At 59.5% G+C, this 17,703-nt stretch carries 20 protein-coding genes; 8 read left to right on the top strand and 12 right to left on the bottom strand.

Going from position 1 to position 17,703, the window contains the following annotated elements; genetic code table 11:
- On the top strand, positions 1-369 hold a 369-nt coding region (locus ACQKPC_RS28925; RefSeq protein WP_427628039.1), incomplete at its 5' end, for a hypothetical protein.
- A 190-nt stretch (positions 370-559) separates the two neighbouring features.
- Here the strand turns inward: ACQKPC_RS28925 and ACQKPC_RS28930 are convergent.
- From ACQKPC_RS28930 to ACQKPC_RS28940, 3 genes are all read right to left on the bottom strand, one after another.
- Entirely contained in the window at positions 560-976 is a 417-nt protein-coding gene (locus ACQKPC_RS28930) for a cupin domain-containing protein (protein ID WP_427628041.1), read from the bottom strand.
- A gap of 245 nt (positions 977-1,221) precedes the next feature.
- Positions 1,222-1,515 carry a putative quinol monooxygenase gene (locus ACQKPC_RS28935; protein ID WP_063343499.1) on the bottom strand — a complete coding sequence of 98 codons (294 nt, stop codon included), beginning with the start codon at positions 1,513-1,515 and terminating at the stop codon, positions 1,222-1,224.
- A 123-nt stretch (positions 1,516-1,638) separates the two neighbouring features.
- Positions 1,639-3,072 (bottom strand): PLP-dependent aminotransferase family protein, encoded by a 1,434-nt coding sequence (locus tag ACQKPC_RS28940; RefSeq protein WP_427628043.1) that lies wholly within the window; start codon positions 3,070-3,072, stop codon positions 1,639-1,641.
- 205 nt (positions 3,073-3,277) lie between these two features.
- On the opposite strand from ACQKPC_RS28940, the gene ACQKPC_RS28945 reads away from it, so the two are divergent.
- Positions 3,278-3,718 carry a carboxymuconolactone decarboxylase family protein gene (locus ACQKPC_RS28945; protein ID WP_427628045.1) on the top strand — a complete coding sequence of 147 codons (441 nt, stop codon included), beginning with the start codon at positions 3,278-3,280 and terminating at the stop codon, positions 3,716-3,718.
- A gap of 228 nt (positions 3,719-3,946) precedes the next feature.
- Positions 3,947-4,924 carry a LysR substrate-binding domain-containing protein gene (locus tag ACQKPC_RS28950; RefSeq protein ID WP_427628047.1) on the top strand — a complete coding sequence of 326 codons (978 nt, stop codon included), beginning with the start codon at positions 3,947-3,949 and terminating at the stop codon, positions 4,922-4,924.
- A gap of 123 nt (positions 4,925-5,047) precedes the next feature.
- Here ACQKPC_RS28950 and ACQKPC_RS28955 read toward each other — a convergent pair whose 3' ends face one another.
- The 6 genes from ACQKPC_RS28955 to ACQKPC_RS28980 form a co-directional block, all read right to left on the bottom strand.
- Positions 5,048-5,197, bottom strand: a complete 150-nt coding sequence (locus ACQKPC_RS28955; RefSeq protein WP_185022035.1) for a hypothetical protein — start codon at positions 5,195-5,197, stop codon at positions 5,048-5,050.
- A gap of 182 nt (positions 5,198-5,379) precedes the next feature.
- Positions 5,380-6,135, bottom strand: coding sequence for a metal-dependent hydrolase (locus ACQKPC_RS28960; protein WP_427628049.1), 756 nt, complete (start codon positions 6,133-6,135; stop codon positions 5,380-5,382).
- 3 nt (positions 6,136-6,138) lie between these two features.
- The gene (locus ACQKPC_RS28965; RefSeq protein ID WP_427628051.1) at positions 6,139-7,122 is read right to left on the bottom strand and encodes a fatty acid desaturase family protein; all 984 of its coding nucleotides are present in this window, start codon (positions 7,120-7,122) and stop codon (positions 6,139-6,141) included.
- 3 nt (positions 7,123-7,125) lie between these two features.
- A complete protein-coding gene (locus tag ACQKPC_RS28970) occupies positions 7,126-7,941 on the bottom strand; it encodes a fatty acid desaturase family protein (protein WP_427628053.1) in 816 nt (271 codons plus the stop codon).
- A 103-nt stretch (positions 7,942-8,044) separates the two neighbouring features.
- Positions 8,045-9,319 (bottom strand): MFS transporter, encoded by a 1,275-nt coding sequence (locus ACQKPC_RS28975; protein WP_427628054.1) that lies wholly within the window; start codon positions 9,317-9,319, stop codon positions 8,045-8,047.
- The gene (locus tag ACQKPC_RS28980) at positions 9,316-10,110 is read right to left on the bottom strand and encodes a hypothetical protein (RefSeq protein ID WP_427628056.1); all 795 of its coding nucleotides are present in this window, start codon (positions 10,108-10,110) and stop codon (positions 9,316-9,318) included. The genes ACQKPC_RS28975 and ACQKPC_RS28980 overlap by 4 nt, the downstream gene beginning before the upstream one ends.
- A gap of 312 nt (positions 10,111-10,422) precedes the next feature.
- On the opposite strand from ACQKPC_RS28980, the gene ACQKPC_RS28985 reads away from it, so the two are divergent.
- A complete protein-coding gene (locus tag ACQKPC_RS28985) occupies positions 10,423-10,944 on the top strand; it encodes a GNAT family N-acetyltransferase (RefSeq protein ID WP_427628058.1) in 522 nt (173 codons plus the stop codon).
- 119 nt (positions 10,945-11,063) lie between these two features.
- On the opposite strand, the gene ACQKPC_RS28990 is transcribed toward ACQKPC_RS28985, so the two are convergent.
- On the bottom strand, positions 11,064-11,762 hold the full coding sequence (locus tag ACQKPC_RS28990) for an aspartate/glutamate racemase family protein (protein ID WP_427628060.1): 699 nt from the start codon (positions 11,760-11,762) through the stop codon (positions 11,064-11,066).
- 92 nt (positions 11,763-11,854) lie between these two features.
- Here ACQKPC_RS28990 and ACQKPC_RS28995 point away from each other — a divergent pair, with 92 nt between their 5' ends.
- Entirely contained in the window at positions 11,855-12,631 is a 777-nt protein-coding gene (locus ACQKPC_RS28995) for a helix-turn-helix domain-containing protein (protein WP_427628062.1), read from the top strand.
- A gap of 70 nt (positions 12,632-12,701) precedes the next feature.
- Positions 12,702-13,196, top strand: coding sequence for a hypothetical protein (locus ACQKPC_RS29000; RefSeq protein WP_427628064.1), 495 nt, complete (start codon positions 12,702-12,704; stop codon positions 13,194-13,196).
- 133 nt (positions 13,197-13,329) lie between these two features.
- On the opposite strand, the gene ACQKPC_RS29005 is transcribed toward ACQKPC_RS29000, so the two are convergent.
- Together ACQKPC_RS29005 and ccoN are read right to left on the bottom strand one after the other, a co-directional pair.
- The gene (locus ACQKPC_RS29005) at positions 13,330-13,551 is read right to left on the bottom strand and encodes a hypothetical protein (RefSeq protein ID WP_052963449.1); all 222 of its coding nucleotides are present in this window, start codon (positions 13,549-13,551) and stop codon (positions 13,330-13,332) included.
- Between the two features lie 15 nt (positions 13,552-13,566).
- On the bottom strand, positions 13,567-14,994 hold the full coding sequence (gene ccoN, locus ACQKPC_RS29010) for a cytochrome-c oxidase, cbb3-type subunit I (protein ID WP_427628066.1): 1,428 nt from the start codon (positions 14,992-14,994) through the stop codon (positions 13,567-13,569).
- A 423-nt stretch (positions 14,995-15,417) separates the two neighbouring features.
- Between ccoN and ACQKPC_RS29015 the strand changes: the two genes are divergently transcribed.
- Complete coding sequence (locus tag ACQKPC_RS29015; RefSeq protein ID WP_427628068.1) at positions 15,418-17,091, top strand: nitrite/sulfite reductase; 1,674 nt, start codon at positions 15,418-15,420, stop codon at positions 17,089-17,091.
- A complete protein-coding gene (locus ACQKPC_RS29020) occupies positions 17,088-17,582 on the top strand; it encodes a DUF934 domain-containing protein (protein WP_427628070.1) in 495 nt (164 codons plus the stop codon). Before ACQKPC_RS29015 ends, ACQKPC_RS29020 begins: the two co-directional genes overlap by 4 nt.
- Positions 17,583-17,703: the final 121 nt, after the last annotated feature.

Consider the following 17,703-nt stretch of genomic DNA (forward strand, 5'->3'; position numbering starts at 1 on the left):
CTGGACATCACCTGGTACCTGCAACAGATCAGCGCTCTGCCGGTTGAAAACAACTGGCAGGCCCTGGCCCGTGAAGCGTTCCGTGATGACGTCGACTGGCAACAACGTGCGATCACCATCTCTGTCCTGCAACAGGGCGACGGCACCCAGGATGTGGAAACACGCCTGGCGCTGTGGATGGAAGAGCACGAAGGCATGATCGAACGCTGGCGCGCCATGCTGGTGGAAATCCGTGCCGCCAGCGGCACCGACTACGCCATGTACGCGGTGGCCAACCGCGAACTGCTGGACCTGGCGTTGAGCGGTCAAGCGGTGGTGCCTGCCACTGCGACTGCCGCTGTCAGCACCGAGCTGGAACCGGCTGCCTGATAGGCGTTGAATGAAAAAGCCCCGTCTCGAAAGAGATGGGGCTTTTTTTTGTCTGAAGGTTTTGTTGTGTCTGGTCGGGCCTCTTCGCGAGCAGGCTCGCTCCCACAGGTGACCGGATTCTTCCAGAAGAATGCGATCTACTGTGGGAGCGAGCCTGCTCGCGATAGGGCCATCAGCTTCGCCTCAGCTATTAGTTCTCCAAAGGAATCAACACTTTCTCATCCGGCGCCAACACCATGAACACCAGCAGCTTGGCGGGTTGGGTAGCGCTGGCATTTTTCGAGACCAGATGTTCAGAACCCGCCGGTTCGTACCAGAATTCACCGGCCTTGTAGGTGATCGCTTTTTCGCCTTTGACTTGAGAGATGATCTCCCCCGAAAGCACGTAAGCCATGGCCGTGCCCTGGTGTTTATGGGCGATGGACGATTGGCCCGGCTCGTAATCGACTTCGATCATCAAGGCTTTTTTGCCGGGGGCGTTTTTCAGCATCTGGTCCTGCAGGACGGTGACTTTTTCTGAAGGAGCGGTTTCGTGGGCGAATGTCGGGGCTGAAATGCTCAGCGTCAGGGCGGCGAGAGGCGCGGCAAAAAAACAAAGCGTTTTCATGGTTGATTACCTGAGGTGGTGAGTCGTCAGGGACCACAGTAAGCCGCGCTATCGGGCAATCAAACGGCCAATTTTCGGGAAGGTGAGGGGACCAATGACCGAAGCTACGTTACCCGCTGATCGTTCCCATGCTCTGCGTGGGAACGCCTCACCGGACGCTCTGCGTCAGCTTTTGGGGCGCGGAGCGCCCCTGGCTGCATTCCCACGCAGAGCGTGGGAACGATCATCACCAGAGCGTCTTGATTTTAAACGATTGGAAAGCTGTTGAAGTCGACGGCATTGGCCAGTCGGCTGTCGATCAGGCCGATGAAGCCTTGCACTTCGGGGCAGTTGAAATGCGATTGCATGGCCGCTTCCGATTGCCAGCGGGCGCTGACTGTCCAGCGGGTGTCGTCCTCGGGGCAGCGGTCGACCATATAGGAGTCACAGCCCGGAAGTTCGCGCAGGGTGTCGACAATCTTTTGCAGTTGCTTACCCAGTTCGTCCGAGCGGCCGGCGGCAGCCTGCACCTTTACGGTGGTAATCACTTCGTTGGACATTGCTCACACTCCTGAATCAGGCTGGACGAATCCTGCTCATTGAGGGATAACGCCCAATCAGGATAGGCCTGCCCCCCCAGACCGCCAATAGCCAATCGCCAGATAAAGCCGCAGACCAATCCCTCAACCGAGCTGCTGCAAAATGTCCCGCAAACGGTCCAGGGCGATGTCGATGTCCAGGGTTTCGATCGCGCCGAACCCCAGGAAAAGCCCGGCCCGCGGCGCTTGCTGGTAAAAAAAGCTGTCCAGGGCATAGAGCCCCACTTCGACTTTTTTTGCCAATTCGATCACCAATGGAATATCGACCGGCACCTTGCACAGCACCGCCATGTGGAACCCGGCTGTGGTTGGCACCGCTTCGAACCACGGTGAAAGGTCGCCCGCCATGCGCGCCAGGATCCGTTCACGGCGCCCGGCGTAAATCGTATGGCAGCGCCGGATGTGCTTGAGCAGACAGCCCTCGGCGATGAACTTGGCGAGCGCCCATTGGGGCAGGGTGGAGGTATGCAGGTCGGTGAGCTGCTTGGCGCGGATCACCGCTTCGAGGATCGCCGGTGGCAAAATCGCGTAACCGAGCCGCAACTCCGGCAACAGGGTCTTTGAGAAAGTGCCGACGTAGGCGACGATGCCGCGCTCATCCAGGCTTTGCAGCGAGTCGGTGGGCCGGCCTTCGTAGCGGAATTCGCTGTCGTAATCGTCTTCGATGATGATCGCCCCCAGCTCATAGGCCCTTGCGAGCAGGGCTTCCCGGCGGGCCTGGCTTAGGGGCATGCCCAAGGGGAACTGGTGGGACGGGGTGACGTAAATCAGCCGGGTACCATCGGGAATATGCTCGACCTGAATGCCTTGCGCATCCACCGGCACGCCGACCACCGTTGCGCCATGGCTCCCGAACAACAGACGCGCCGGCGGGTAGCCGGGGTCTTCCATGGCGACGAGGCTGCCCGGTTGGGTCAACACCCGGGAAATCAGGTCCAGCGCCTGTTGGGCGCCATTGCACACCACCACGTCTTCGTCCTGACAGTTGACCCCGCGCGAAAACGCGATGTGCCGTGCGATGGCATTGCGCAGCGCCGGCAGGCCTTCGGGCTGGCTGTAGAAACCTTTGGAACCGGCAATCTGGCGCAAGGCATGGGAGGTGCAGCGGCGCCAATCGTCCTGCGGAAACTGGCCCTTGCTGGTGGCGCCACCGATGAACTCATAACGCAACGAGCCTTCCAGCGTCGGGTGGCGCAAGAACGTCGGCAGCTTGCGCCAGCGCTCGATCACATCAAAGCTGGCCAGCTCCGAATGGCTCTGCTTGTGGACGATTTTCGCCGCCCGGGCATTGACGTAAGTGCCTTTGCCGATCACCCCGGTGAGGAAGTTCTCGTAGGTCAGTTGCGCATACGTGTCGGAAATGGTCTTGCGCGAGATCCCCAGTTGTTCGGCCAGCAAGCGGCTGGGTGGCAGTTGCGCCCCGGCTGCCAGGCGACCGGATTCGATGGCGCTGCGCAGTTGCCGGTACAACTGGCCTGCCAGGTCCTTGCGGCCGTTGATGACAACATGAAGTTCCATACCGGCGGGGCTCCTTGGGCGGTTGAGGCGACTGTGCGTCGCGCCAGATTACCCGCATGAACGGCTGCACAGAAGTTGCGTGGGCGAAAAAGCGCCGATTGGCCTTCTGCCGGGCGGTCCATGGCATTTTCGCCGAATTGGCTCTGTAACCCTCGCGCATCAGCGCCTACCGTGGAGGCACTGATCAGCGCCATGAGGCACCGCCATGAACGCCCGTCTGGATTACTACAGCGCATCGCCCAAAGCGATGAAAGCCATGATCGCGATGGAGGCCTTGACCCGCGACCTGAGCATCGAACCGGCCTTGTTGAACCTGATCAAAATCCGCGCCTCGCAGCTCAATGGCTGCGCCTTCTGCACCGACATGCACTCGGTGGACGCGCGCCGCTTCGGTGAGAGCGATCGCCGGCTGTATGCGATCGTAGTCTGGCGCGACAGCAATTTCTTCAACCCTCGGGAGCGAGCCGCCCTGGCCTGGACCGAAGCGGTAACCCTGCTCTCGCAAAGCCACGTGCCGGATGACGTTTACGCCCTGGCCCGGGAGCAGTTCAGCGAAGGCGAACTGGTCGACCTGACGATGGCCGTCAGCACCATCAACAGCTGGAATCGCCTGGCGGTGAGCTTTCGGCAAACGCCTAGCGGTTAATTCAAGCGCAAACCCTGTGGGAGCGGGCTTGCTCGCGAAGACGGCGGCACAGTCCACATTGATGTCGCCTGACACACCGCTTTCGCGAGCAAGCCCGCTCCCACAGGTTCCGTACCGTGACTGGCCGACATCAGGCGATTTCATCCGGTTTTTGCCCGGTTGTCACATCAGGTTCATAAACAGTCAGCAGGATAAAACGCTCAAGGACAGATCGACAGGGAGTGATCAATGTCATTCATGGAACCCACTGATCGTCAGGGTGTGACCGAGTACCAATGGCCCGTAGAACAAAACCAATCCTTACACTCACTGGCCGGAATCGATCCGGTGCTGGTGCAGTCTTTCCGGGTCTGCGCCCGTTGCGGTTGTTTCATGCAAGCGGCCCGCAGCCTCAACATCAAATCGACCCAATTGCGTAAACAGCTGGCACAACTTGAAGCGCAACTGCGGCGTTCGCTGTTCAGCCACTCGAGCAATGGCTTTGCACTTAGTCGTGACGGCTTGCGGCTCCAGGCGCAGTTGATTGCCCTGGCCCGCGAACGCGACTTGCCCGTGATCGAACAGCCCTTGATTCGCCTGGCCGTCGCCGAGTCGATCCTGCACGACATCCTCGGCCGTGATCTGGTCTCGCTGCTGCGGCGCAACGCCAGTGTGCGCCTGGACATCATTTCCCTGGACAGTGAACTGTCGCTGCGAGCGATCAGCGCCGATGTGGTGGTGTGGCTGGCCGGCACCGATTCGCCATTGCCAGGCCCCAGTTTCGCCATCAGCGAACCCCAGCGTCTGGCACGGCTGGACTATCTGCCGCACATCGCCAAACGGTATTCACGGGTCGCGGCCCGGCCGGATAGCCTGGGTGACCTGGCCGATTTCATGCTGGTGCAATGGCAGCACGACCGCCATATTGCCGCTTTTGGCCCGTGGAACAGTCTGGTGGAGCAGCGTCTGGCGGGCGTGGTGCAGCTGCATTCCTATGAGCTGATGCTTGAGATGATCCGCTGCAGCGCCTGCATCGGTTTGCTACCGCACTACATGAGCCAATTCGACCGGGGGCTGGTGGCGTTACCCGGGCTCTTCAAGCAACCGATGCAGCGCCAGGTGTGGATGGCGGTCAATGCCGACTCCCGGGATGAAGGTGAGGTGCAGAGCATCGTCGAGCTGATCCACAACACCTTCAACGAGCGGCGGGAGTGGTTCGAGAGTTGACGGCTAACTAATGTGGGAGCGGGCTTGCTCGCGAAGACGGTGTGTCAGGCAACATTGATACCGACGGACCACCGCCTTCGCGAGCAAGCCCGTCCCCAAGCCTTCCGTGGAACATGAGAACGATCAATTTCTTTGGCTATCCGCTTGGATATCGGCCGGTGTGGCGGTGAAGGCAGGCGGCGCAGCATGACTGTGCACTGTCTGAGCACCAACACCACAACTTGCGAAAAACGCCATCAGGCTGAATCCTGCGGCGCGAAGCAAACCTTTCATAGAAATTTCCTCATTTCCGAAGGTGACATTCAGTCCGGCGAATAACGTCGTTCCTCAAGTCAAAAATCGAGGTGGCGGTGCACGACTCCGGTGCTGGATAGTCGATGGGTATGCTTTTTACTCTAGCAGGTGGTTGTCGCGTCACCCGTTCAACCATGTCGCTCTTTTATCGAGCTGACCCCTTAGCTTTTTTTCAGCGGAAGAAAGTAGGCGGCCCATCCGATTGCCATCAACACCAGATTGGTGCCATCGCGCAACAGCAAGCTGCCCGCAGCACGCCGTACTTCCTTCGAGCTGACGCGGCCGCGGGCGATGTCGAGGCGGGCAAAACTGTGTATGTGACGAATGACATCGAACGCCATGAGCCCCGATGCTGCCAGGAAATAGAAAATCCGCTGCCAATAGGGTATGCCCAGCGACCGCAGCAGGTCCGTGGTGACGTGCTGGTGCGCCACTTCTTCAGCGCAATGCCATCGCCACAGGCGGGTCTGTGGTGACTCCTTGACCGAGAGCAAGCCGTTTCTGCGCAAGGCGGCAGCGGACATAACGGCCGTCACGTGCTCGAACGCGGCAGCCAATGCCAATTGCGCATTGAGTGACAATTTTGACTGAAGAGCCTCGAGATCTTTTTCGATCATGTGCTCGAACTTCTTGACTTCAAACCCCTGGGTTTCCAGTTGCTGGTTGTACAGCCTGTGCGCTCGCTGGTGGGCCCGTTCCTCTGCCACGAAGTTGAGCGAACATTCGGCAAGAACTGAAGTCTGTTGCAGCCGCAAAGCGGCTGACTCCACCACCGAGATCACGAATTGCTCACCGGCCGGAAGCAATACCGAACAGGCATCGAACAGGTAAGTCTTGATTGACGTGTCGTTCCAGAATGGCTTGAAGAGGGTGGCCTCTTCACTATTGTCGGATACAGGCTTCTCGAGATAATCCATGCGTCAATGGCTCACACATGAGCGGGGGGTGTCGGCGGCAGCGATCTCGCGAATCAATCCCGAGAAATAACCACGCGTGATGTGCGCCTGCCGGGCATGCGCCTCGTCTTTCGCTAGCGCCTCATGCACCTGCCTAAGGCGAAAGCATGGCACGGCAGGATACAGGTGGTGTTCGGCATGAAAGCCGACGCCGTGGGGGGCGATCAACAAGCGTTCCCACCAGGTTGCAATCACCGTTCGGGATGCTCCGGGACCGGGGTTGGGCATGGCGAAGTGTTCTGCCACATCGCGCCAGTACAGCAGGGCCATCAACACGGTAAACAGAGGCAGGAGCCAGTACACCAAGGCCGCCAGCCAGAGGTGGAACCAGGTGAAAACTCCCGCGAGCAAAACGGCAAAAATCCATTGTCGATACCGCGTGGAAGGTGGGCATTGCGACGCCATTTTTGACGTCACCAGGGCCGTTTTCAACTCGTGGAAGCCGTAAAGCCCTGCGCAGTGTTTGAGCAACAGGATGACAATGTTGAACGCGGATTTTGGAAAGGTGAATCGGTCCTGTCCCTTGCATGAAACCCAGTTGGGATCGCGGTCGGTTGCGGTATGCCGATGGTGGGCGGTGTGGTCGCGACGAAACCCGAAAATGGTGATGGTGAACGGGATTGCCGTCAGGAAATCGCCAAGGGTGTCGTTGAGCATGGGGCGAGTCCGGCTGAACTGCCGGTGTGAAAACTCATGCATCAGAATGAGCAATGCATGCTGCCTTGCGCCGATGAACACAACGGCCAACACCGAGGCCCAAATCGTGCCTGCGTACATGGCCAGACCTGCCGTACACAGGATTAGCCCCCACTCGAAAACCGTGGCGGCGAGTAAACGCAATGGGGCGGGTTTGCCCCACTCCAACAGCTGGGCGCGCTCTACAGTGCGGATGGGATATTGGGGCTCGGCAGTCTTTGTGTGCCGTGATTCGATAGCTGCGTCTGTCATGGCTTACTTCCAGAGTCGGGGACCGAGTCGCATCCAGGTCGCATAGAAGGTGGGGAGGTCCGTCACGCCGCCTGGCTTGCGTTCGGCCAGAGCCCTCGATTGAGCGTGGGCATGGAACCAGCGCGTCGCCGGTGCATCATGGTGAATTCGGTGCAACGAGCGATGCAGGATGAGCCAGGACAGTGGCGTTGGCAGATATAAATCGGTCGTGATGTCACAGGGCGCGCGGCGCGAGCCTTGAGCCGAGATCGGTACCCCATAGTGCTCGGCCTGGGTCAACCAGAAATCCAGCCAGGCAAAAATGCAATACGGAAGCAGGTAGGCGCATACGATTTGTCGAGGCACCTCATGGATGCCCAAAGCCAGCGCTGCGACGAAAACGGCGAGAAAGGCATTGTTCCAGCGCCAGCGCCAGAGCGCATGAGGAGGTGTGTAGCCTCGGGAAAAAATATTGATGGAAACGGCAACCCACAGTTGCTCAACGGCGCCAAACAGGCTGATCAGGCGTGTTCGCCATGTCTGTTGGTACAGCAACCCTTCGGGATCATCGGCCTGGCACGTTTTGCGATGGTGTTCGAGGTGAAAGCAGCGGTAGCCCACGAAGTTCACGCCGAAAATGGCAGCCGTGAATACACCCACTGCATCGTTCAGACGCGTGCCAACGAGGAACTGACGATGCACACATTGATGTTTGGCCTCCTGAACCCCGATCATCAGGATCGCCTGAAGCACTATCAGCGGAGCAACGGCAAGCCATCCGAACTCATCGTGAGCAGCCAGCCAGACAATCGCGGCCGTATTCAAGGCGCACAGGGCCATGAACAGATAGCTGGGCATGTTGGAGCGCAATGAATGAGAGGCTGCCAAGCCGGTATCTACATGACGGGCAGACCTCGTGGCACTGTTCAAAGGCTCTATTCGATTAAACATCCGACAGCCTCCCAAGGCCCGAGCCAACGTAAAAGAACGCCACCGTCGTCAATAGCAGCACACCGGATGCTACGAACACGGCTTCGATGGCGGTGAATTGCAAAACCCAGCCTGAAATCGCTGCCGAGACCGGCGCGAGTCCGGCAAACACGAGCATGAACAGGCTCATGCCGCGACCGAGCAATGCTGGCGGCAATGCTCGCTGCAGCCAGGTGTACGCCATGACCTGCACAAAGCCGCCAAAGATACCGATGGCGAACAGCAGTGCCACGCCTTGCCAGAGGGCGTATACCCATCCCAGCGGCATCAGCAGCAAGGCGATGGCGGCATCCATTGCGAGCAGGGTGGTGCCTAAATTGATAATCCGCAGTTTCGGGTGGGCAGTGAACATCAGCATGCCCACCAAGGTCCCCGCGCCTTGGGCCCCGAATAGCCAGCCCAGGGCTTGCGCCTCGGGCGTGAAACGCATGTGAACCAGTAGCGGCACGGCGATCTGTACCGGTCCGCTCATGAACAGCGTCATCGCCGCCATGTAGGCCAGATACGTACGAAGCCGCCGATTCTGAAAGAAATAACGCAGGCCTTCCGTGGCGGTGGAACCGAAACCAAGGGAAGTCGTTCTGCGGATACGCAAACTGCTCAGCCCGAGCGCGGACAGGGCAAAGGTCAGCGCGTCGAGTGCAAACGCGATGGCATAGCCGTCCAGCGCGCCGTTTGAATCTGAGCGCACATCAGAGGGCAAAATCGCGCTGGCGATTAGTGCACCGGCGGCGACCGGACCCAGGGCCATGGTTACCTGTCTGAGTGCAAGAAAGACGCCGTTGGCCTGCTCCAGATCGCGCGGGTTCACAATGCCAGGCACCAGGGCACTGCCGGCCGGTAAAGTGAGCGCGCTGAACAGCCCCAATAATGCGGCGCATCCATAGATCACGGGCAACGTGGCATGGCCTTGAAAAACCGCCCAGGACAAACCGCATAGCGCCATTGCACTCGAACAGCAGCCGAACATCCATACCGAGCGGGCGCCAAAACGGTCGACCAGCGAGCCGCCAGCCAACAGGAACAAGGCGCGCGGTAATGCAAGCGCGGCAAAAGCCCAGCCGAGCGCCATCGGGTCTGGCGTTATCGCCATGACTAGCAGGGGAAAGGCGACAAGGGTGAACTGGTCTCCCATCATGGACGCCGCAGCGCAGGCCAGCAGTCGCCAAAAACATCTGTCGTGCGCGAGTGGACGTGCTGCGCTTTCTGTTGTCAGGGAAGCGTTCATAAGCACACGAAGAACAGTTTTTTCATACGCTGCAGCCAAGGCAGCGGAACCCGCTTCCATATAAAGGAAAGACCGGAGAGTGGCACTTTACCTAAGATCAGCACGCCAAAATCCAGTGAAGGGGCATGCGGGAAATAGTTGTCGTTGATGGCGACGATCTTGCGAAAGCCTCTTTTGAAGTAGTACCGCAGTTGTGGATCCAGCGGCAGGCCTTTATGTTCACTTCGCACATACTGTGTTACCGGACTATCAGGGTTTTTCGAGATCCAGTTACGAAGGCCCGGGATTGGCGAGCCAAGATAGACATCTGACCATCCCGCCTTCAGCGCATGGGGCCAAAAGAACTCGAAAATGGCTTCTGCCGCTTTCGGATCAACACTGCTCAGGCTGATGCCAAACAGCACGCCGGTTTTTGCGGACTCGTCGCCGTGGTGTTTTCTTGCACAGTCTTCCCACGTTGGGCACTTGCGTATGATCTCGTGCCGGGCAGGTTTCATGAACAACGACGCCAGCGCATCACCCGTGCGAGTGCAAAAAGCGCCGATACTCAATGCAGGGAAGGAGGCGATCCGTGACGCCAGCATCGAGGCGTCTGCGCGCTGATCGCCTTCCCATTTCCTTTGCTCAAGTTCAAGCACCGAAGGAATGTCAGCTGGCGACAGAAATCGAACCTCGATCTCAAGGTCATTAGAGGGGCTGTAAGCCCCCACTTCATGTCTACCAGCGCAACGATCAGGGACCTTTGGAGTCCCGTTTTTTAAGGCAGCTTCCATCTCGGCAACAGGCAACATTACGTATACGGCTCACAGATTGAAGGGGCGAGAAATCAATCCGCGCTAATGTATTGCGCCTATGTGAACGTCTGATGATCTGGCCAAAAAAACATCGCCAGCCTGCCATCAAGCGCAAAAGATCGCAGTCTTCGGCAGCTCCTGCCGAGGCTGCGCGCGCCCACGCAATGACGGGTTCATACGGTCCCTGTAGGAGCTGCCGAAGGCTGCGATCTTTTGATTTTCCTGGGAGGAGGGACAAGCCTCTTCGCCACAAAGGTTTGCGCCGTTATAGAGTAGGCGGCCATGCACGCATCAAGGACGAAACATTTCATGCCCGCCGACTCCGTCATTACCCTCGAACGCTTCAACGAATCCCACATCGAGGGCATCACCGCGCTCTACAACGACCCCGCCGTGGCCCGGCAGGTGCTGCAAATGCCGTTTCAGTCCAGCGAGGTCTGGCGCCAACGCCTGATGGCGGACAACGAGCGCGCGGTGAAACTGGTGGCGCTGCACCAGGGATCGGTCATCGGCAACATTGGCCTGGAGCAGTTTTCGCGGATCCGCCGCAGCCACGCCGGTAGCTTTGGCATGGGTGTCGCCGTGGCGTGGCAGGGCAAGGGTGTCGGCTCGAAACTGCTGGCGGCAGCGCTGGACGTCGCCGACAACTGGATGAATCTGCAACGGGTAGAACTTTCGGTGTACGCCGACAACGAAGCGGCCATCGGCCTGTACCAGAAATTCGGTTTCGAGACCGAAGGCCTGTTTCGCGATTACGCCGTGCGTGACGGTCGGCTGGTCGATACCCTGAGCATGGCGCGCCTGCGTCGCACGCCCGAGGCCCAAATGTGAGCGACGAACATCCTGTGGGAGCGTGGCTTGCCCGCGAAGAACGATGACGCGTAATGCCTGAAAAACCGCAGTGCATTCTTCGCGGGCAAGCCCGCTCCCACAAGGTTCTGCGCTTTGACTTACCGGCAGTCACCCAAAGCAAACGCCACCGCCGCCTGTGCATGCAGTTCGGTGGTGTCGAGCAAGGGCAGGGCGCTGTGCTCGGGTTTGATCAGCAGGCCGATTTCGGTACAGCCGAGGATGATCGCCTGGGCGCCGCGTTGGGTCAGCGACTCGATCACCCGTTGATAGACCTGACGTGACGCCTCGCTGATCACCCCGACGCACAACTCGTCATAGATGATCCGGTGCACGGCCAGACGTTCATCAGCCTCCGGTACCAGCACCGTCAGGCCCTTGGCCGTCAGACGTGTCTTGATAAAGTCCTGCTCCATGGTGAACGCAGTACCCAGCAAACCCACCCGCAGCGCACCGGCGTCCAATGCCGCTTGACCAGCCGGATCGGCAATGTGCAGGAACGGAATATCGATGGCGGCCTGAATCTGCCCGGCTACCTTGTGCATGGTGTTGGTACACAGCACCACGCACTCGGCGCCACCCGCCTGCAGACGCTGGGCTGCATCCACCAGAATCGCCGCGGCGTCGTCCCAGCGCCCGGCATGCTGGGCCTGTTCGACCGGGCCGAAGTCGACGCTGTACATCAACAGTTTCGCCGAGCGCAACGGCCCGAGGCGATCACGTACCTGCTGGTTGATGAGACGGTAATACTCGGCGCTGGACTCCCAGCTCATGCCGCCGATAAGGCCGATGGTGCGCATGTTGTGCTCCTGTAATGGCAAACCCTTGCGAGGGTGCTCTTTATTCGAGAGTATCCCGTGGGTCTTCATGGCGATCTATCAGGAAATTTCACATGCCCAGTGTGCTGAGCCGGCGCCTGCCGGGTGGCAAAATCTGCCTGCAACTCTTGCCTCGTGCGGCCTACAGCGCGCGCGATCCGGCACAGTCAAAAACGCTAGGGGTGACACTGGAACGTCAGCAAGGCGTGCATGCGATCGATTCTGACCGACGGACAGATTTTGATACCTTTGCGGGTGTATTGGCTTATACGCCTATCGGCGTGGAGGTGTTTTCCGAATCAGCCACCGGTGGTGAGTATCTGCTGATGCAGTTGGACGAGCAGTTCGCCAGCGAACAGTTACCCTCCGTCGCCCACCGCGTGCAGTCTTGCGGCAATCGACGGGCGTTGTCTCTGGCGCGAGAGGTACGGCGTCAGTTGCTCGCCACGCAACCCGACTTGCTGGCACTTGAGCAATGTGCCGTGGCTCTGGTTGGCGTAGCGAATTGGAAAGCCGATATCACGCAGCGTGCCGCGCCCCGGGCCTTCGCCCGCGTCATGGAGCAGATCAGCGAGCAGTTCCAGCAGCCTCTGACGCTGGAACAATTGGCCGCCACCTATGGGCAAAACGAGCTGCGCTTTCTGCGCGATTTCACCCAGGCTATCGGCCTGACACCCCACGCTTACCTCATTGAAATGCGCCTTCAGGCGGCACGAAGGATGATCGAGTGCACTGATCTGTCCTTGGCCTGTATCGCTCTGGATGCCGGTTTCGCCCATCAGTCGCACATGGGCAGTGCCTTTCGCAAGCACCTGGGCATGACCCCTCGCCAATACCGTTCACGCTTTTAGTCGTACGTCTGTGGCGCGCATCTGCCATGCTCAAAGTCCGCAGCAACGCTTCAACCAAAGGAACACCGCAATGGACGACGTACAGCAACTGGGCGAGATGCTTCGCCACTATGCAGATAGCGAAGCGCACAAGAAGCAACTGTTTGAGTCGCAATCGGCCGTGTGGGCGACGCGCATTGGTGAGTTGTTCGATCAGATCCAGCAGTGGCTGGCACCGGTTCTGGCGCCGAATCTGTTGGAAGTGAGCCGCGAGGAGTATGTCGCGTCCGGGCCGAGCGTGCCGCTTGAGACGTCGACATTCAAAACCGAGAAACTGTCCATTGTGATCGCCGGGAAACCGGTGGAGTTCGTGCCGGACGTGATGGGCGCGGGTGGGCAGATTTCCCTCGCAGTGATGGGCTTGACTGCCGCGCGTTATGGCAGCATTTCGCTGGTGTGCCTGCCGCCCTCCAGCAATTGGCAATGGCGCAAGACCAATGGCTTGAAAGACCCGGACACCTTTGCCTTCGATGCGAACTTCCTGGCGCAGCAACTGCAGAGCCTGATTCCCCGCGAGCGCGGCTGAATTCTCTGAGCATGATGATCGTTCCCACGCTCTGCGTGGGAATGCCTCAAGGGACGCTCCGCGTTCCAATGGGACGCAGAGCGTCCCGGGCTGCATTCCCACGCAGAGCGTGGGAACGATCATTGGTGCTGCATTAAATTTCGAGGTTGCCCCAACCCGGCTTCACCTCTTCCGGCGCCACCGCTTTCACAGTCTTACCCGTCGCCAATTCCACCCGCCGCGCCACCTCGGGATCATCGGCGAACGGAATCAGGCTGGCATCGTCCAGGCTCTCGGCCGTCTGGTGTTTCAGGCAGTACTCGACCGCCAGCCAAAGCCCCAGAACACCCAATAGATTCAACCCCATCTCGATCATGTCAGGCTCCTTGCCTCAGGCAATCTGCGCTTCAAGTTCAGCCATCCTCACGTCCGACACCCGCACCGTGCGCCAGGTGTTGTAGGCCATCAGCAACATGCCGCTGAGGAAGAACACCCCGCCCACGAAACGCACGACGAACCCCGGATGACTGGCCTGCAAGGCTTCGACGAACGAGTAGGTCAGCGTGCCGTCGTCGTTGATCGCGCGCCACATCAAACCCTGGGTGATGCCGTTGACCCACATCGAGGCGATGTACAGCACGGTGCCGATGGTCGCCAGCCAGAAGTGCGCGTTGATCAGGCCGATGCTGTGCATCTGCGGGCGGCCGAAGACTTTCGGGACCATGTGGTAGATGGCGCCGAAGGTGATCATAGCCACCCAGCCCAGGGCTCCGGCATGCACGTGGCCGATGGTCCAGTCGGTGTAGTGGGAGAGGGCGTTCACCGTCTTGATCGCCATCATCGGCCCTTCAAACGTCGACATGCCGTAGAAGGCCAGGGACAGCACCAGAAAGCGCAGGATCGGGTCGGTGCGCAACTTATGCCAGGCGCCCGACAGGGTCATCATGCCGTTGATCATTCCGCCCCAACTCGGCGCCAACAGGATCAGCGACATCGCCATGCCCAGCGACTGCGCCCAGTCTGGCAACGCGGTGTAGTGCAAATGGTGTGGGCCGGCCCAGATGTACAGGGTTATCAGCGCCCAGAAATGCACGATGGACAAACGATAGGAATACACCGGCCGACCCACCTGTTTTGGCACGAAGTAATACATCATCCCGAGAAAGCCGGTGGTCAGGAAGAATCCCACCGCGTTGTGCCCGTACCACCACTGCACCATGGCATCGGTGGCCCCGGAATACACCGGATACGACTTGAACCAGTCCACCGGAATCGACAGGTGATTGACCACATGCAGCATGGCGATCACCACGATGAACGCGCCGAAGAACCAGTTGCCGACGTAGATGTGTTTGGTCTTGCGTTGCACCACGGTGGTGAAGAACACGATGGCGTAAGCGACCCAGACCACGGTCATCCACACCGCGCCGGAGAATTCGATCTCGGCGTATTCCTTGGTGGTGGTGTAGCCCAGCGGCAGGGTGATCAGCATCACCACGATCACCGATTGCCAGCCCCAGAAGGTGAATGCTGCGAGCTTGTCGGAGTACAGCCGCACCTGGCAGGTGCGTTGCACCGCGTAGTAACTGGCGGCGAATTGCGCGCTGCCGGCAAAGCCGAAAATCACCAGGCTGGTGTGCAGCGGACGCAAGCGGCCGAAGGTGGTCCACGGCAGGTCGAGGTTCATCTCGGGCCATACCAGTTGCGAGGCGATCCACACCCCCATCGCCATCCCGACGACGCCCCAGACGATGGTTGCCACGACGAATTGGCGAACGACCTTGTAGTTATAGGCCTGTCCGATTGTTGCTGTGCTCATGGTCAATTCTTCCACGGTTGCAAAGACTTGCCAGGCCACCCGGTCTGGCATGCATGAACTGTAGAAACCCTGCCGCAAACAAAACAGACTCAGAAAAACCGAGTTTATGCGGATCAGATGTGATGCCGGCCTGCGGCCGTAGGCCGCGTACTGATACGGTTTTTTAGTGTTTAGCTGAATCTGTAACGTGCTGCGCTGCTGTCGCATAGTTGCACCCCAAGAGCGAACCGCAGAGTTCGATACATCGCAATTCCTGTGGGAGCCCCTGTGGCGAGGGGGCTTGCCCCCGTTTGAGTGCGTAGCACTCACAAGATCTCTGGTGCATCAGAGATTTTGGGGCTGCTTCGCAACCCAACGGGGGCAAGCCCCCTCACCACAGCCGCTCCCACAGGTTCTGTGCAAAATTCCTGATGAGGCAGCCACATGTATCAATACGATGACTACGACCGGGCCCTGGTGTTCGAGCGTGTTGCGCAGTTTCGCGATCAGGTCGAACGTTTCATGGCCGGGGAGTTGAGCGAAGAAGAGTTCCTGCCCCTGCGCCTGCAGAACGGCCTGTACATGCAAAAGCATGCCTACATGCTGCGCGTGGCGATTCCTTACGGCACCCTGAGCGCCAAGCAAATGCGCATTCTGGCGAGCATTGCGCGGGACTACGATCGTGGCTACGGCCACTTCACCACCCGGCAGAACATGCAGTTCAACTGGATCGAACTGGCCCAGGTGCCGGACATTCTCGAACGTCTGGCTCAGGTGGAAATGCATGCGATCCAGACCTCCGGCAACTGCGTGCGCAACATCACCACCGAGGCCTTCGCCGGCGTCGCGGCGGACGAGTTGATGGACCCGCGCCCGCTGGCAGAGATCCTGCGGCAATGGTCGACCATCAACCCGGAATTCCTGTTCCTGCCGCGCAAGTTCAAGATCGCCATCTGCTCGGCGAAGCAGGACCGCGCGGCGATCATGATGCATGACATCGGCCTCTATCTTTATCGCGATGAGAGCGGGCAAATGCTCTTGCGGGTGATCGTTGGTGGCGGCTTGGGGCGCACGCCGATTCTCGGTTTGCAGATCCGCGAAGGCTTGCCGTGGCAGCACTTGCTGTCCTACGTCGAGGCGGTATTGCGCGTCTATAACCGCCACGGGCGGCGCGATAACAAGTACAAGGCGCGGATCAAGATTCTGGTCAAGGCACTGGGTATCGAAGCCTTCGCCAAGGAAGTGGAGGAGGAGTGGCAGCACCTCAAGGACGGTCCGGCGCAGTTGACCGACGTCGAGTATGAGCGTGTCGCCAGTGCCTTCGTGCCGCCCGATTACCGCTCACTGGCCGGCACCGATCTGGACTTCGGCACACGCCTGGCCGAGAACCCGGCCTTCGCCCGTTGGGTGACGCGCAACGTTCAACCGCACAAGGTGCCGGGTTACGCCAGCGTGGTGCTGTCGACCAAACCGGGCATCGCCGCGCCGCCGGGGGATGTCACGGCCGAGCAGATGGAGGCAGTGGCCCAGTGGTCCGAACAGTTCGGCTTCGGCGAAATTCGCATCGCCCATGAACAGAACGTCGTCCTGCCGGATGTGCCGAAGGCCGACCTTTACGCTCTGTGGTGCCTGGCCTGCGAGCAAGGCCTGGGATGCGCCAACATCGGCTTGCTGACCGACATCATCGCCTGCCCCGGCGGCGACTTCTGTGCGTTGGCCAACGCCAAATCCATTCCCGTCGCACAAGCGATTCAGGCGCGTTTCGAGGACCTGGATTACCTGCATGACCTGGGCGACATCAGTCTGAATATCTCCGGTTGCATGAACGCCTGCGGCCACCACCACATCGGCAACATAGGCATTCTTGGCGTCGATAAGAACGGCAGCGAGTGGTACCAGATCACCCTTGGCGGCGCCCAGGGCAAGAACAGCGCGTTGGGCAAAGTCATCGGCCCGTCCTTCAGCGCCGCCGAAGTGCCCGCGGTGATCGAGCGGATCATCGCTACATTTGTCCGCTACCGCGAGAGCGAGGAACTGTTCGTCGATACCTTGGCGCGCATCGGTCTGGAGCCGTTCAAGGAACGGGTTTACCCGAAAATGCTGGAGGTGTCGGCATGAATAATCTGCTGCGTTTGCAAGAGGGCGGTGCCGAGTGGGTGCGCGATGATCCGTGGCAGTTGATTCGTGAAGCAACGGATGAGTTGCCGGTCGGACCGCTGATACTGCCGTTACCCCAGTGGCTGGCCCTCAACGCCAATACCACGACAGCGCTCGAAGGCGTCTGGCTGGGGCCCAACGATGAAGTGACAAACCTGACCCCGTGGTTTCCCGACCTGCCGCTGATTGCCCTCGACTTCCCGAGTTTTCGCGACGGACGCGCCTACAGCCAGGCCTATCTGCTACGTACGCGTTTCGGTTGGCAAGGCGAATTGCGCGCGATTGGCGATGTACTGCGCGATCAACTCAGCCACATGCGTCAATGCGGTTTCGACAGCTTTGCCGTGCGCGAAGATAAATCCGCTGAAGATGCACTCAAGGGGCTGGCGGGGATGAGCGTGTTGTACGGGCGCTCGGTGATTGAGCCGCGGCCGCTGTTTCGGCGGCGCTGAAGCCTGTGGCAAGTCAAGAATTTTGAGCGACGAAAATCCTGTGGGAGCGTGGCTTGCCCGCGAAGAACGATGACGCGTAATACCTGAAAAACCGCGGTGCATTCTTCGCGGGCAAGCCACG

The sequence above is a fragment of the Pseudomonas sp. NPDC089918 genome (genome assembly GCF_050280605.1).
Lineage (GTDB): Bacteria > Pseudomonadota > Gammaproteobacteria > Pseudomonadales > Pseudomonadaceae > Aquipseudomonas.

What these genes read in the sequence shown, in the direction of transcription:
- ACQKPC_RS28930 (WP_427628041.1), bottom strand. Translation starts at nt 976, where the DNA reads ATGAAAACGCTTTGTTTTTTTGCCGCGCCTCTCGCCGCCCTGACGCTG.
- ACQKPC_RS28935 (WP_063343499.1), bottom strand. Translation starts at nt 1,515, where the DNA reads ATGTCCAACGAAGTGATTACCACCGTAAAGGTGCAGGCTGCCGCCGGC.
- ACQKPC_RS28940 (WP_427628043.1), bottom strand. Translation starts at nt 3,072, where the DNA reads ATGGAACTTCATGTTGTCATCAACGGCCGCAAGGACCTGGCAGGCCAG.
- ACQKPC_RS28945 (WP_427628045.1), top strand. Translation starts at nt 3,278, where the DNA reads ATGAACGCCCGTCTGGATTACTACAGCGCATCGCCCAAAGCGATGAAA.
- ACQKPC_RS28950 (WP_427628047.1), top strand. Translation starts at nt 3,947, where the DNA reads ATGTCATTCATGGAACCCACTGATCGTCAGGGTGTGACCGAGTACCAA.
- ACQKPC_RS28955 (WP_185022035.1), bottom strand. Translation starts at nt 5,197, where the DNA reads ATGAAAGGTTTGCTTCGCGCCGCAGGATTCAGCCTGATGGCGTTTTTC.
- ACQKPC_RS28960 (WP_427628049.1), bottom strand. Translation starts at nt 6,135, where the DNA reads ATGGATTATCTCGAGAAGCCTGTATCCGACAATAGTGAAGAGGCCACC.
- ACQKPC_RS28965 (WP_427628051.1), bottom strand. Translation starts at nt 7,122, where the DNA reads ATGACAGACGCAGCTATCGAATCACGGCACACAAAGACTGCCGAGCCC.
- ACQKPC_RS28970 (WP_427628053.1), bottom strand. Translation starts at nt 7,941, where the DNA reads ATGGCCCTGTGCGCCTTGAATACGGCCGCGATTGTCTGGCTGGCTGCT.
- ACQKPC_RS28975 (WP_427628054.1), bottom strand. Translation starts at nt 9,319, where the DNA reads ATGAACGCTTCCCTGACAACAGAAAGCGCAGCACGTCCACTCGCGCAC.
- ACQKPC_RS28980 (WP_427628056.1), bottom strand. Translation starts at nt 10,110, where the DNA reads ATGTTGCCTGTTGCCGAGATGGAAGCTGCCTTAAAAAACGGGACTCCA.
- ACQKPC_RS28985 (WP_427628058.1), top strand. Translation starts at nt 10,423, where the DNA reads ATGCCCGCCGACTCCGTCATTACCCTCGAACGCTTCAACGAATCCCAC.
- ACQKPC_RS28990 (WP_427628060.1), bottom strand. Translation starts at nt 11,762, where the DNA reads ATGCGCACCATCGGCCTTATCGGCGGCATGAGCTGGGAGTCCAGCGCC.
- ACQKPC_RS28995 (WP_427628062.1), top strand. Translation starts at nt 11,855, where the DNA reads ATGCCCAGTGTGCTGAGCCGGCGCCTGCCGGGTGGCAAAATCTGCCTG.
- ACQKPC_RS29000 (WP_427628064.1), top strand. Translation starts at nt 12,702, where the DNA reads ATGGACGACGTACAGCAACTGGGCGAGATGCTTCGCCACTATGCAGAT.
- ACQKPC_RS29005 (WP_052963449.1), bottom strand. Translation starts at nt 13,551, where the DNA reads ATGATCGAGATGGGGTTGAATCTATTGGGTGTTCTGGGGCTTTGGCTG.
- ccoN (WP_427628066.1), bottom strand. Translation starts at nt 14,994, where the DNA reads ATGAGCACAGCAACAATCGGACAGGCCTATAACTACAAGGTCGTTCGC.
- ACQKPC_RS29015 (WP_427628068.1), top strand. Translation starts at nt 15,418, where the DNA reads ATGTATCAATACGATGACTACGACCGGGCCCTGGTGTTCGAGCGTGTT.
- ACQKPC_RS29020 (WP_427628070.1), top strand. Translation starts at nt 17,088, where the DNA reads ATGAATAATCTGCTGCGTTTGCAAGAGGGCGGTGCCGAGTGGGTGCGC.